Origin of the sequence: Paracoccus salipaludis (genome assembly GCF_002287065.1) — a bacterium.
GTDB lineage: Bacteria > Pseudomonadota > Alphaproteobacteria > Rhodobacterales > Rhodobacteraceae > Paracoccus > Paracoccus salipaludis.
Map to the genome: position 1 here is coordinate 33,170 of NZ_NSJZ01000012.1, position 13,830 is coordinate 46,999.

Below are 13,830 nucleotides of genomic sequence, written 5' to 3' on the forward strand. Positions count from 1 at the left end.
CGGAAAAGGGATGCGCGATCTTTACGAGGCTCAGCGGGCGATGCGGCAGATGCGCCGCCAGGCGATGGCGCGCGGGGTCATGGCGGTGCTGGACATCGGCACCTCGAAGGTCACCTGCATCATCCTGCAGTTCGACGGCCCCGGCCAGTTCCGCGAAACCGACGGCGTGGGGCCGATGGCGGGGCAGTCGTCGTTCCGCGTGATCGGCCAGTTCACCACCCAGTCGCGCGGCGTCCGCTACGGCGAGATCGAAACCATGGCCGATGTCGAGCGCTGCGTCCGCCACGCCGTGCAGGGCGCGCAGAAGCAGGCGGGCGTCCGCGTCGATCACGTCATTGCCACGATCTCGGGGGCGCGCCCCGCCTCCTACGGGCTGGCCGGCGACATTCCGCTGCGGTCCGGCAAGGTCACCGAGGAGGATGTGGCCGCCGTGCTGGCCGCCTGCGACGCGCCCGACTTCGGCAAGAACCGCGAGGTGCTGCACGCCCAGCCGGTGAACTTCGCCGTCGATTCGCGCTCGGGGCTGGCGGACCCGCGCGACATCGTGGGCAACACGCTGGCGGTGGACATGCATGTCCTGACCATCGACGGATTCGCGGCCTCGAACCTCGTCCACTGCATCCGCCGCTGCGACCTTGAACTGGCGGGCGTGGGCTCGGCCGCCTATGCGGCAGGCCGAGCGGCGCTGGTCGAGGACGAACAGGAACTGGGTGCGGCCTGCGTCGACATGGGCGGCGGCGTCACGGGCGTGTCGCTGTTCCTCAAGAAGCACATGCTGTTCGCCGATGCCGTACGGATGGGCGGCGATCTGGTCACGCGCGACATCAGCCAGGGGCTGCGCGTCCCGCTGCCGGTCGCCGAATGGCTCAAGACGCGCCACGGCGGGCTTGAGGCGACGGGCCGCGACGACCGCGAGATGATCGACGTCACCGGCGAGCCGGGCGAGGACTGGGACGGCGAGCGCCGCTTCGTCAGCCGCGCCGATCTCATTGGAATCATGCGCCCCCGGGTCGAGGAGATCCTGGACGGCGTGCGCGAGATCCTGGAAGCGGCCGGCTTCGACCAGATGCCCTCGCGCCAGGTGGTGCTGACCGGCGGCGCCAGCCAGATCCCCGGACTGGACACGCTGGCCACGCGCATCCTGGGCTACAACGTCCGCATCGGCCGGCCGCTGCGGATCCAGGGTCTGGCGCAGCAGCACACCGCCCCCTGCCACGCGGCCACCGTGGGCCTTGCCCTGCACGCCGCCAATCCGCAGGATGAATGGTGGGATTTCGAGATGCCGGTCGAGCGCGCGGGCGTGGTCGGCCTGCGGCGGGCCTATCGCTGGTTCCGCAACAACTGGTGAAATGACGGCGCAGGCGGATCGAACCGCTTGCGCCGTCGGCGACATATCGCCAAAAGCCTGCCAGCCAAGGGCGGCATGACGGGGTATGTGGCGATTGGCAAGTGACGGCAGGGTGCAATCTGCTACCCTTGCCGCGAGCGGCGGAATCGACCGGGCGCCCTGACGCGCCGGCACAAGAAACGGAAGGGCAGGCGGCGATGAACCTCAACCTGATGATGAGTGACGACGACGAGCTGCGCCCGCGCATCACCGTCTTTGGTGTGGGCGGCGCAGGCGGCAACGCCGTCAACAACATGATCGAGAAGCAGCTGGACGGCGTGACCTTCGTGGTCGCCAACACGGACGCGCAGGCCTTGGCGCAAAGCCGGTCCGAGGCGCGCATCCAGCTTGGCCCCAAGGTCACCGAAGGCCTGGGCGCGGGCGCCAAGCCCTCGATCGGCGCGCAGGCGGCCGAGGAAACCATCGAGGACATCGTCGATCACCTGATGGGCGCGCACATGTGCTTCATCACCGCCGGCATGGGCGGCGGCACCGGCACGGGCGCCGCGCCGATCATCGCGCAGGCCGCGCGCGAGATGGGCATCCTGACCGTCGGCGTCGTGACCAAGCCCTTCCAGTTCGAGGGCTCCAAGCGTATGCGGCAGGCCGACGAGGGCGTCGAGAACCTGCAGAAGGTCGTCGATACCCTTATCATCATCCCCAACCAGAACCTGTTCCGCATCGCCAACGAGAAGACCACCTTCACCGAGGCCTTCGCGCTGGCCGACGACGTCCTGTACCAGGGCGTCAAGGGCGTGACCGACCTGATGGTGCGCCCGGGCCTCATCAACCTCGACTTCGCCGACGTCCGCGCGGTGATGGACGAGATGGGCAAGGCCATGATGGGCACCGGCGAGGCGACCGGCGACAACCGCGCCGTGGAAGCCGCCGAGAAGGCCATCGCCAACCCGCTGCTGGACGAGATCAGCCTGCACGGCGCCAAGGGCGTCCTGATCAACATCACGGGCGGCCACGACCTCACCCTGTTCGAGATGGACGAGGCGGCCGAAAAGATCCGCGAGAAGGTGGATGCCGACGCCAACATCATCGTGGGTTCGACGCTGGACCCGACGATGGAAGGCAAGGTCCGCGTGTCGGTCGTCGCCACCGGCATCGACAGCGCCGCCGCCGCCGAGGCGCCCGCCCCGCGCCGCGGTCTCAAGGAGCCGCTGACCCAGACGCCCTCCGTCGGCACCCGCGCCATGGCTCCGGCCGCGCCTGCCGCCGAGGAAGCGCCCGTGCCGCCGCGCCGCAGCCCGGTCATGGAAAGCCCGGCCGCGCGCCCGGCCCCGGCCGCCGAGGATCTGCCCGAGCCCGCCTATCGCCCGGCCGCCGAGCCCGTCGCCGAGGCCCGTCCCCCCGTCCGCGCCGACACCCGCAGCATCGACCAGCGCCTGAGCGACCCGGCCAGCGAGTTCACCGCCCCCGCGCGCCCGCAGGCTCCGCGCGGCGAACCCGCCCCCGCCGTGAAGGAGCGTCTTGATCGCGCCCTGAACCGCGGCGGCGACGTTCCCGTCGCGCCGCGCCGCCCCGGCGCTGCGGCGGCCCCTGCCGCCCCTGCCGCCCCGCAGGGCCGCATGTCGGGCCTGGGCCGGATGCTGAACCGCGTCGCCGGCGCCTCGGCCGAGGTCGAGCGTCCGCGCCCCGAGACGATCGCCGAGCGCGTGAGCGACCGGCTGGCCCGCGCGCGCCAGGCCGAAACGGATTTCGACGATCTGACCTCGCCCGACGCTGCCCAGGACAACGTGGAAATTCCCGCCTTCCTGCGGCGTCAGGCAAACTGAGGCGCCCCGAAGCAGGTGCCGATCCGCAACAGGCAAGAGGCCGCGAAAGCGGCCTCTTTTCCTTTTCGGCGCAACGATTTGCCCTTGGGGGCGCGCGCTGGGGCCGCGTGTTACAACCCGTCACAAATCGTTAATTGAGCGGCAGGCGGGGGGACCCTAAGTCTGTGGAAACGGGAAGCCATGTCGTTTCCCAGGATCGACGGACAAACCCATGCAGGCCACTCTCGCAACCCCAGCCCGCTTCACGGGCGCCGGACTCCACTCGGGCAAGCCCGCGCGGCTGGTGATCAACCCCGCGCCTGCGGACCACGGCATCGTGTTCCGCCGCACCGATCTGGGCGGCGCGCGCATTCCCGCGCGCTGGGACCATGTGGTGCCCTCGCCCCTCTGCACCCTGCTGAAGGGCGAAGGCGGGGCGACCGTCTCGACCGTGGAACATGTCATGGCCGCGCTGGCCGGGACCGGCGTCCACAACGCCCTGATCGACATCGACGGACCGGAAGTGCCGATCCTCGACGGCTCGTCCGCACCCTTCGTGGCGGGCATCCTCAAGGCCGGCCTGTTCCATTCGCCCGAGCCGCTTCGCGCCATCCGCGTCCTGCGTCCGGTCGAGGTGCATGAAGGCGCGGGCTACGCCCGGCTGTCGCCCGCCGACCACCTGCGGATGGACTTCACCATCGATTTCACGGACGCGGCCATCGGGCACCAGGAAAAGCAGCTGGATCTCGCGAACGGCACCTTTGTGCGTGAACTGATGGATTCGCGCACCTTCTGCCGCCAGGCGGATGTCGAGGCGATGAAGGCGAATGGCCTGGCCTTGGGCGGGACCTATTTCAACGCCGTCGTGGTGGACGGCGACCGCGTGCTGTCGCCCGGCGGCCTTCGCCACCGCGACGAGCCGGTGCGCCACAAGATGCTGGACGCCGTGGGCGACCTCGCGCTGGCGGGCGCGCCGCTGCTGGCCCGCTACAGCGGCAACCGCGCGGGCCATGCGATGACGAACAGGCTGCTGCGCGCGCTTTTCGCCAGCGACGGCGCCTGGGAATGGACGACCTGCACCGACGAACTGGAGGGCCAGTTGCCCGGTGCGGGCCTTCTGGCGCACCAGGCGGTCGAGGCCGAGACGCGCCGCCGCGCCGTCGCCTGACGAACGGCGGTGCCTGCCCGCCCGCCCGGCATGGCAGGTCACGACCCTTTGCCCCAGCCACCCGACTTGCCCTTTTGCGCGTCATTATGTTGTGTGCTAGGACGGCCGGGCCGCGCGCCGGGCGCAGGCCAGACGGGCGCAAGCCGCAGGACGACGGGACGGACAAGGACAGACATGGCATTCAGGAATACGCGCCTCGTGCTCATGGCGGTCGTGGTGTCCCTTTCGCTGGCGGCCTGCGGGCAGCGGGACCCTGGCGCCCGCAGCGAGCCGCTGGACAACTTCACCGCCGAGCAGATCTGGAAGCGCGGCGAATACGAGCTTGAGAACCGCAACCGGCCCAAGGACGCGGTCCATTATTTCAGCGAGATCGAGCGGCTTTACCCCTATTCCGAATGGGCCAAGCGCGCGCTGATCATGCAGGCCTATTCGCACCACAAGGCCGGCCAGTATGACGAGGCGCGGGGTGCCGCGCAGCGGTTCATCGACAACTACCCGGGCGACGAGGACGCGGCCTACGCCAAGTATCTTCTTGCGCTCAGCTATTACGACCAGATCGACGAGGTGGGCCGCGACCAGGGCCTGACGTTCCAGGCCCTGCAGGGGCTGCGCGAGGTGATCGAGCAGTATCCCGACAGCGAATACGCCAAGTCCTCGGTGCTCAAGTTCGACCTGGCCTTCGACCATCTGGCCGGCAAGGAAATGGAGATCGGGCGCTATTACCTCAAGCGCGGCCATTACACCGCCGCCATCAACCGCTTCCGCGTCGTGGTCGAGGATTACCAGACCACCACCCACACGCCCGAGGCGCTGATGCGGCTGGTCGAGGCCTATCTTGGCCTGGGCCTGACGGACGAGGCGCAGACGGCGGGGGCGATCCTGGGGCACAACTTCCGGTCCTCGCCCTTCTACCAGGATGCCTATGCCCAGTTGCGCGGGCGCGGGCTGACGGCCACGCCGCAGGGGAACAGCTGGCTCACGCGGATCTACCGCGAGATGATCCAGGGCCGGTGGCTTTAAGACTGTAGGCGATAGGGCGCGGCTGGCCGGGAAAGCCGGCGGAAACGGGGTCGGATGCTTCGCACTCTGGACATACGCGACATGCTGCTGATCGACCGCCTGTCGCTGGATTTCGCGCCGGGGCTGAACGTGCTGACGGGCGAAACCGGCGCGGGCAAGTCGATCCTGCTGGACTGCCTGGGATTCGTGCTGGGCTGGCGCGGCCGGGCCGAACTGGTCCGCGCGGGCGCCTCGCAGGGCGAGGTCACGGCCGTCTTCGACCTGCCTCCGGGCCATCCCGCCCGTGCCGTCCTGGACGAGGCGGGGATCGAGGCCGAGGAGGAGCTGATCCTGCGCCGGGTGAACGCCGCCGACGGCCGCAAGACCGGCTGGGTCAACGACCGCCGCGTCTCGGGCGAGGTGCTGCGGGCGCTCTCGGACGCGCTGGTGGAACTGCACGGCCAGCATGACGACCGGGGCCTTCTGAACCCGCGCGGGCACCGGATGCTGCTGGACGCCTTCGGGGCGCTGGACCTGTCCGGCGTCCGTGCTGCCTGGGCCGCGCGGCGGCAGGCCACATCGGCCCTGGCCGAGGCCGAGGCCGCCATCGAGGCCGCCCGGAAAGAGGAAGACTTCCTGCGCCATGCGGTCGCCGAGCTGGAAAAGCTCGATCCCCAGCCCGGCGAGGAGGCGACGCTGGACGCAGCCCGCCGCCAGATGCAGGCGGCCGAGCGGGTGCGCGGCGACGTGGCCCGCGCGTTGCAGATGCTGGCAGGCAGCGGCTCGGACCTTGGCGCCGAGGGGCTGATCGTTGAGGCGACCCGCTGGCTGGAAGGCGCCGCCGACAAGATCGGCGACGACCCCGAGGAGGGCCTGGCCGAGCCGCTGGCCGCGCTCGCCCGCGCTTCGATCGAACTGGGCGAGGCCACGCGCGGGGTTGAGGACGCCCTGGCGCGGATGGACTTCGACCCCCGCGCGCTGGAGGCCGCCGAAGAGCGGCTGTTCGCCCTGCGCGCGCTGGCCCGCAAGCACGACGTGCTGCCCGACGACCTGGCGACGCTGGCCTCTGAGCTGTCCGCCCGCCTGTCTGCGCTGGACGCCGGCGAGGCGCGGCTGGCGGATCTTCAGCAGGCCCTGCGCGAGGCCGAATCTGCCTATGACACGGCGGCGACGAAGATCAGCGCCGAACGGCGCGCGGCGGCGGGGCGGCTCGATGCCGCCATGGCCGCCGAGCTTGCGCCACTGAAGATGGAGCGTGCCGTCTTTGAGACCCGCGTGACCGAGGGCGAGCCCGGCCCCGACGGCCGCGACGCCGTGGCCTTCACCGTCGCGACCAACCCGGGCGCGCCTGCCGGGCCGCTGGACCGCATCGCCTCGGGCGGCGAGCTTTCGCGCTTCCTGCTGGCGCTCAAGGTCTGCCTTGCGCGCGGGGGCGAGCCGCTGGTCATGATCTTCGACGAGATCGACCGGGGCGTGGGCGGGGCCACCGCCGATGCCGTGGGGCGCCGCCTCGCGCGGCTGGCCGAGGGCGCTCAGGTGCTGGTCGTGACCCACTCGCCGCAGGTCGCGGCCTTGGGGCAGCAGCATTTCCGCGTGGCCAAGTCGGTCGAGGACGGCATCACCACCTCGCGCGTGGCGGCGCTGGACGCGCCCGAACGGGTCGAGGAGATCGCCCGGATGCTGGCGGGCGAGGAGATCACCCCCGCCGCGCGGGCCGCGGCGCAGGCGCTTCTGACGGCGGGCGCGCCGGCCTGAGGCGGCGCAACCGCCGGTCACTCAGTCGAGGATCGCGTCAACCGTCCGGATGATCGACAGGACCTTGGCCGTGCGCGAATCGATCCTCACCAGCCGCCCGTCGACAATGGCGTAGTTCTGCCCGCTCGGGGCCTGCGCCAGTCCGTAAAGTCCGGGCTTGCGAACGACATGGACGTCGCGCCAGTCGACGACCCGCCCCACCAGCCCGTTGCGCGCCTGTCCCGGCGGAACGCAGGCCGGCGACTTCTTCGCCAGCCCCGGCGGGCAGCGCGCGCCCTGGTCCTTGGCCACCACGACCTGATCACGCCGCGCGCGCGCAGGCGCCCGGGCCGGCGCGGGTCTGGCCTGCGCTGCGGCATGGCCGTGCGGCCCCTTCTGCCCCGCATGTGCAGGCTTTTCCGCGTGGCCGAGCGCAGGCATCGCCAACGCCACCGCGGCGACGGCAAGAAAACCTCTCAGCTTCATCTTGCGTCCTTTCTGCTGCGTCCGAACCAACGTCCGGTCACCGCCATGGGTTCGCTCAGGCCGTCCCCGCCGGCCGTCCCCGCGCCGCAAGCCTCGGCAGCATGGCAGAAAAGTCACGCCCCTTGCCGTCCTCGCGTTCGACGAACTCGGTGTAAAGCCGGGTCGCGAGTTCGCCCATGGGCGTGTCGGCATCCGCGCTGTCCGCCGCCTGCTGGGACAGGCGCAGGTCCTTCAGCATCAGCTCGGCCGCGAAGCCCGGGCGATAGCCGTTGTCGGCGGGCGAGACGGGGCCCACGCCCGGCGCGGGGCAATAGGCGTTCATCGACCAGCTGTAGCCCGACGAGGTGGACACCACGTCGAACATCTTCTGCCGGTCCAGCCCCAGCTTGTCGGCCAGCGCGAAGGCCTCGCAGGTGGCGATCATCGTCACGCCCAGGATCATGTTGTTGCAGATCTTGGCCGCCTGTCCCGCGCCCGAATCGCCGCAATGGACCGCCTTTTGGCCCATGATGTCGAACAAGGGCTTCACCTTCGCGAAGGCCTCGGCCGTGCCGCCGACCATGAAGGTCAGCGTGCCGGCCGCGGCCCCGCCGACGCCGCCCGAAACGGGGGCGTCCAGCGCCCCCAGGCCTGCCGCCCCCGCCTGTTCCGCCACCGCACGGGCGCTGTCCACGTCCACCGTCGAGCAGTCGCAAAGCACCGCCCCCGGCTTCATCGCCGGGATCACCTGGTCGGCCACGCTGCGCAGGATGGAACCGTTCGGCAGCATGGTGATGACCACGTCGGCGTCGCGGGCGGCCTCGGCCGCGCTCAGCGCCGGGGTCACGCCCTCGACATCGGGAGCCGCCACGTCGAAGCCCGAGACCTCGTGGCCCGCGGTCGCCAGGTTGCGGGCCATCGGCCCGCCCATGTTGCCGAGGCCAATGAATCCGACCTTCATGCGTCATCCTCCCACGTCAGTTCGGCCGGCCCCAGGTCGGCCAGCATGGCGTCCACCTTGGCCCGGTCGGAAGCCGAGTTCCATGCCGGGTTGCGGTCCTTGTCGATGATCTGCGCCCGCACGCCTTCCAGGAAATCGCCGTCCGCCGTCGCGCGATGGGTGAAGCGGTATTCGCGCGACAGCGACTCGTGCATCCGCAGGTCGCCGCGCGCGGCCCGCACCATCGTCAGGGTCGCCGCCATGGACAGGGGCGAGTTCCGCCGGATCGGCTTCAGCGCCTCGTCGTCGCCCGCATGTTCCAGCGCGGCCACGATCTCCTCGACCGTGCGGCCGCCGAAGGCCGACAGGTCGCGGCTTTCCAGCGCGGCAGGGGGCGGGGCCTGCCGACGCAGGGCCGAGGCGTCGCCCGTTTCGGCCAGCCTGTCCTTCTCGGCGTCCCATTCCGCCTCGGGCAGGTAGATGTCGGCGAAGCCCGCGTGGATCGCGTCGCCTGCGCCCATGCGCGCGCCCGTCAGGCCGAGGTATTCCCCGATCCGCCCCGGCGCGCGGGCCAGAAGCCAGGTGCCGCCCACGTCGGGGATCAGCCCGATCCCCGATTCGGGCATCGCCACCTGCGTCGTGTCGCCCACGACCCGATGGCTGGCATGGCCGCCGATGCCGACGCCGCCCCCCATGACGAAGCCCTGCATGAAGGCGACGACCGGCTTGGGATAGTCCCTGATCGCGGCGTTCATGCGGTATTCGTCCGCAAAGAAGCGCTGCCCGATCCCGTGGTCGCCCGCGCGGCCGCCGTGATAGACCGCCGCGATGTCGCCGCCCGCGCAGAAGGCGCGGTCGCCCTCGGCGTCGATGATGACCAGCCGGACGGCCGGATCGTCGCGCCAGCCGTCCAGCGCGGCCTTGATCGCGTTCGCCATCTCGTGGGTCAGCGCGTTCAGCGCCCTGGGGCGCGTCAGGGTGATGCGGCCGGCGTGGCGGTCGCGGCGGATGTTCAGGTCGTCCATCAGCCACGCTCCGCCAGCAGGGCGCGGCTGACGATCAGCCGCATGATCTCGTTGGTGCCTTCCAGGATCTGGTGCACGCGCAGGTCGCGCACGATCTTTTCCACGCCGTAATCGGCCAGGTAGCCATAGCCCCCGTGCAGTTGCAGGCAGCCGTTCGCGACCTCGAAGGCGCGGTCGGTCACGTACATCTTCGCCATGGCGCAGAACTTGGTCGCGTCCGGCGCCTTGTTGTCCAGCTTCCACGCCGCCTGCCGCAGGAAGGTCCGCGCGGATTGCAGCGCCACCTCGAACTCGGCCAGCCGGAACTGCAGCGCCTGGAACTGGTCGAGCGACTTCCCGAAGGCCTTCCGCTCGCCCATGTAGACCAGCGTCCGGTCCAGCGCCGCCTGCGCCCCGCCCAGCGCGCCCGCCGCGATGTTCAGCCGCCCGCCGTCAAGCCCCGCCATGGCATAGGCGAAGCCGCGCCCTTCCTCGCCCAGCAGGTTCTCGGAAGGAACAAGGCAGTCGTCGAACTGCACCTGCGTCGTCGGCTGCGCCTGCCAGCCCATCTTGTGTTCCAGCGCGCCGAAGGACAGCCCCGGAGCCCCGTCCTCGACCACGACGGTGGAAATGCCCTTCGGCCCGTCCTCTCCGGTGCGGACCATGCAGACATAGGCGTCAGAATAGCTGCCGCCCGAGATGAAGGCCTTGGTGCCGTTCAGCTTCCAGCCCTCGTTGGTGCGCTCGGCCCGCGTCCGCAGCGCGGCGGCGTCGGATCCCGAGCCGGGCTCGGTCAGGCAGTAGGAGAACACCTTCGCCATGCTGCACAGGTCGGGCAGCCAGCGTTCCTTGTCCTCGGGCTTGCCGAACTTGTCGATCATGCCGCCGCACATGTTGTGGATCGACAGGAACGATCCCACCGCCGGGTCGGCCATCGCCAGCGCCTCGAAGACCAGCGTGGCGTCCAGCCGCGTCAGCCCCGAGCCGCCGTATTCCTCGGACACGTAAAGCCCCCCGAAGCCCAGCTCGGCAATGCGCGGCCACAGGTCCTTGGGGATGGTCCCCGCGGCCTCCCATTCGCGCGAATGGGGCGCGATATGCTCGGCCCCGAAATCGCGCGCCATGTCGAAGATGGCCTGCTGTTCCTCGGTCAGTGCGAAATCCATGCGACCTCCCATCGCCTTTCTGATCGGTTTTTGCGCCCAAGGGCGCAGTGTTGCACAACTATTGCAGGGCGCGCGGCCGAAAGGCCAGCGGCGCGCAAGGACATTGGACAGGCGCGCGCGGCAGGCGCAGGCTGCGTCCGTCGCAACCATGCACAAGCGGATTTCCCATGCATGTCACCAATCCCTCGCCCTCGCTTTACAACGAGGATCTCGCCCCGGCGCAGGAACGGCGCTGGGGCGCCTTCTCGATCTTCAACGTCTGGACCTCGGACGTCCATTCGCTGTGGGGCTACTACCTTGCCGCCAGCCTCTTCCTGCTGTGCGGCAACTTCTGGAACTTCCTGCTGGCGATCGGGGCGGGCTCGCTGGTCATCTACTGGCTGATGACGCTGGTGGGCGTCGCCGGCGTCAGGACCGGCGTGCCCTTTCCGGTGCTGGCGCGGGCGTCCTTCGGCACCTTCGGCGCGAACATCCCCGCGCTGATCCGGGGCCTCGTCGCCTGCTTCTGGTACGGCGCGCAGACCGCCGCGGCCTCGGGGGCGCTGGTCGCGCTGATGATCCGCTCGCCCGCGATGCTGGAATTCCACCAGTCCAGCCAGCTGCTGGGCCATTCCACGCTGGAAGTGATCTGCTACCTGCTGGTCTGGGCCGCGCAGCTTCTGATCATCCAGCGCGGGATGGAGACGGTGCGCCGCTTCCAGGACTGGGCGGGACCGGCCGTCTGGCTGATGATGCTGGTGCTGGCCGTCTACCTTGTCGTGAAATCCGGCCGCTTCAGCTTCGGCGAGGAAATCCCCCGCGACGTGCTGGTCGAGGCGACGCGGGACGCGGGCATTTCCACCCCGCCGGGCAGCCTGCCCACGCTGATGGCGGTGGCCGCGACCTGGATCACCTATTTCGCGGCGCTTTACCTGAACTTCTGCGACTTCTCGCGCTATGCGACCTCGGAACGCTCGCTCAGGATCGGCAACCTGTGGGGGCTGCCGGTGAACCTGCTGGCCTTCTGCCTTGTGGCGGGCGTGACGACCACCGCGGCTTTCCATGTCTATGGCGAGGTGCTGCTGCATCCCGACCAGATCAGCGCCAAGTTCGACAGCTGGTTCCTGGCCCTGCTGGCCGCGCTGACCTTCGTGGTGGCGACGCTGGGGATCAACGTGGTGGCGAACTTCGTCTCGGCCGCCTTCGACTTTTCCAACGCCGCGCCGCGCGCCATCGACTTCAAGAGGGGCGGGCTGATCGCCGCCGGGATCGCGCTGGTGCTTTACCCCTGGGCGCCCTGGGAAACGGGGGCCACGCGCTTCGTGAACTTCATCGGCTCGACCATGGGGCCGATCTTCGGGATCATGATGGTGGACTACTACCTGATCCGGCGCACGCAGCTGAACGTGCCCGATCTTTACCGCGAGGGGGGCGAGTTCCGGTTCAACGGCGGCTTTCACGGCAAGGCTTTCGTGGCGCTGTTCGTGGGCATGGTGTTCAGCTCGATCCTGCCGACCTTCACGACGCTGCTGCCGTCCTGGTGGGGGCTTTACGGCTGGTTCTTCGGGGTGCTGATCGGCGGGGCGAGCTATTGGCTGATGCGCCGGGGCGATCCGGTCTGGTCGGACGGCGTCCCGGGCGTCACGCCTGCCGGCGCCGCCCGGCACTAGGGCAGGGCAGGGGCGCCCCCGATCGGGGGCGCCCCGCGTCGTTCAGTCCATGGCCTTGAAGTTGAAGGCCGCACCTTCCTTGATGCCCGAGGGCCAGCGCGCGGTCACCGTCTTGGTCCGGGTGTAGAAGCGGAAGGCGTCCGGCCCGTGCTGGTTCAGGTCGCCGAAGCCCGACTTCTTCCAGCCGCCGAAGGTGAAATAGGCCAGCGGCACCGGGATCGGCACGTTGATGCCCACCATGCCGATGTTGCAGCGGCTGGCGAAGTCGCGGGCGGCATCGCCGTCGCGGGTGAAGATCGCGGTGCCGTTGCCGTATTCGTGGTCCATCGCCAGCTTCAGGGCTTCCTCGTAGGACGCGGCGCGGACGGTGGAGAGGACCGGCCCGAAGATCTCGGTCCTGTAGATGTCCATGTCGGGCGTCACGCGGTCGAACAGGTGCGGGCCGACGAAGAAGCCGTTCTCGTAGCCCTGAAGGCTGAAGTCCCGGCCGTCCACGACCAGTTCCGCGCCCTGTTCCACGCCGCGTTCCACCAGCCGCAGGATGTTCTCCTTGGCGGCCTTCGTCACCACGGGGCCATAGTCGATGTCGTTTCCGGCGGTCCAGGGACCGACCTTCAGCTTCTCGATGCGGGGCACCAGCTTCTCGATCAGGCGGTCGGCGGTTTCCTCGCCCACCGGCACCGCGACCGAGATCGCCATGCAGCGCTCGCCCGCGGCCCCGTAGCCCGCGCCGACCAGCGCGTCCGCCGCCTGGTCCAGGTCGGCATCGGGCATGATGATCATGTGGTTCTTGGCGCCGCCGAAGCACTGGGCGCGCTTGCCGGTCTGGGCCGCGCGCTCATAGATGTACTGCGCGATCGGGGTCGAGCCGACGAAGCCCACCGCCTGGATGATCTCGCTGTCGAGGATCGCGTCCACCGCTTCCTTGTCGCCGTGGACGACCTGCAGCACGCCGTCCGGCAGGCCCGCTTCCTTGAACAGCGCCGCGATCATGTTCGGCACGGACGGGTCGCGCTCGGACGGCTTCAGGATCACCGCGTTGCCGGATGCCAGCGCCGGGCCCAGCTTCCACAGCGGGATCATGGCCGGGAAGTTGAAGGGCGTGATCGCGGCCACGACGCCCAGCGGCTGGCGCATGGAATACATGTCGATGCCGGGTCCGGCGCCGTCGATGAACTCGCCCTTCAGCAGGTGCGGCGCGCCGATCGAGAACTCGATGACCTCGAGGCCCCGCTGGATGTCGCCCTTGGCGTCGGGGAAGGTCTTGCCGTGCTCGGACGACAGCATCTCGGCCATCTTGTCCATGTCGCGGTTCAGCAGCCGCACCATCTCCATCATCACGCGGGCGCGGCGCTGGGGGTTGGTGGCGCCCCATTTCACCTGCGCCTCGGCCGCGCGCTCGATGGCGGCGTCCATCTCGGACTTCGTGGCCAGATCGACCTTGGCCTGGACCTCGCCGGTCGCGGGGTTGAAGACATCGGCGGTGCGGCCGGACGTGCCGGGCGCTTCCTTGCCGTCGATCCAGTGGTGAATGGCGCGCATGATAGGCTCTCCC

At 69.8% G+C, this 13,830-nt stretch carries 11 protein-coding genes; 6 read left to right on the forward strand and 5 right to left on the reverse strand.

All coding sequences use genetic code 11. The annotated features are described in order from the left end of the window. Window positions 1-10: 10 nt before the first annotated feature. The 5 genes from ftsA to recN all read left to right on the forward strand — a co-directional run bounded on the left by ftsA (window position 11) and on the right by recN (window position 7,072). On the forward strand, window positions 11-1,348 hold the full coding sequence (ftsA, locus tag CK240_RS12790; RefSeq protein ID WP_095640724.1) for a cell division protein FtsA: 1,338 nt from the start codon (window positions 11-13) through the stop codon (window positions 1,346-1,348). A 197-nt stretch (window positions 1,349-1,545) separates the two neighbouring features. Further along, window positions 1,546-3,171, forward strand: a complete 1,626-nt coding sequence (gene ftsZ, locus CK240_RS12795; RefSeq protein WP_095640725.1) for a cell division protein FtsZ — start codon at window positions 1,546-1,548, stop codon at window positions 3,169-3,171. Between the two features lie 211 nt (window positions 3,172-3,382). After that, window positions 3,383-4,318 (forward strand): UDP-3-O-acyl-N-acetylglucosamine deacetylase, encoded by a 936-nt coding sequence (gene lpxC, locus CK240_RS12800; protein WP_095640726.1) that lies wholly within the window; start codon window positions 3,383-3,385, stop codon window positions 4,316-4,318. 174 nt (window positions 4,319-4,492) lie between these two features. Beyond that, window positions 4,493-5,338: an outer membrane protein assembly factor BamD gene (locus tag CK240_RS12805; RefSeq protein WP_095640727.1), complete on the forward strand. Its 846-nt coding sequence runs from the start codon at window positions 4,493-4,495 to the stop codon at window positions 5,336-5,338. A gap of 54 nt (window positions 5,339-5,392) precedes the next feature. After that, window positions 5,393-7,072 (forward strand): DNA repair protein RecN, encoded by a 1,680-nt coding sequence (gene recN, locus CK240_RS12810; RefSeq protein WP_095640728.1) that lies wholly within the window; start codon window positions 5,393-5,395, stop codon window positions 7,070-7,072. A gap of 21 nt (window positions 7,073-7,093) precedes the next feature. On the opposite strand, the gene CK240_RS12815 is transcribed toward recN, so the two are convergent. The 4 genes from CK240_RS12815 to CK240_RS12830 are packed head-to-tail and all read right to left on the reverse strand — an operon-like array spanning window position 7,094 to window position 10,626. Next, a complete protein-coding gene (locus tag CK240_RS12815; protein ID WP_095640729.1) occupies window positions 7,094-7,537 on the reverse strand; it encodes a hypothetical protein in 444 nt (147 codons plus the stop codon). A gap of 55 nt (window positions 7,538-7,592) precedes the next feature. Continuing rightward, window positions 7,593-8,477 carry a 3-hydroxyisobutyrate dehydrogenase gene (mmsB, locus tag CK240_RS12820; protein ID WP_095640730.1) on the reverse strand — a complete coding sequence of 295 codons (885 nt, stop codon included), beginning with the start codon at window positions 8,475-8,477 and terminating at the stop codon, window positions 7,593-7,595. Then, entirely contained in the window at window positions 8,474-9,481 is a 1,008-nt protein-coding gene (locus CK240_RS12825) for an enoyl-CoA hydratase/isomerase family protein (protein ID WP_095640731.1), read from the reverse strand. Before CK240_RS12825 ends, mmsB begins: the two co-directional genes overlap by 4 nt. Next, the gene (locus CK240_RS12830; RefSeq protein WP_095640732.1) at window positions 9,481-10,626 is read right to left on the reverse strand and encodes an acyl-CoA dehydrogenase family protein; all 1,146 of its coding nucleotides are present in this window, start codon (window positions 10,624-10,626) and stop codon (window positions 9,481-9,483) included. The genes CK240_RS12825 and CK240_RS12830 overlap by 1 nt, the downstream gene beginning before the upstream one ends. A 167-nt stretch (window positions 10,627-10,793) precedes the next feature. Between CK240_RS12830 and CK240_RS12835 the strand changes: the two genes are divergently transcribed. After that, the gene (locus tag CK240_RS12835; RefSeq protein WP_095640733.1) at window positions 10,794-12,275 is read left to right on the forward strand and encodes an NCS1 family nucleobase:cation symporter-1; all 1,482 of its coding nucleotides are present in this window, start codon (window positions 10,794-10,796) and stop codon (window positions 12,273-12,275) included. A 42-nt stretch (window positions 12,276-12,317) separates the two neighbouring features. On the opposite strand, the gene CK240_RS12840 is transcribed toward CK240_RS12835, so the two are convergent. After that, the gene (locus CK240_RS12840; protein WP_095640734.1) at window positions 12,318-13,817 is read right to left on the reverse strand and encodes a CoA-acylating methylmalonate-semialdehyde dehydrogenase; all 1,500 of its coding nucleotides are present in this window, start codon (window positions 13,815-13,817) and stop codon (window positions 12,318-12,320) included. Between the last annotated feature and the right edge of the window lie 13 nt (window positions 13,818-13,830).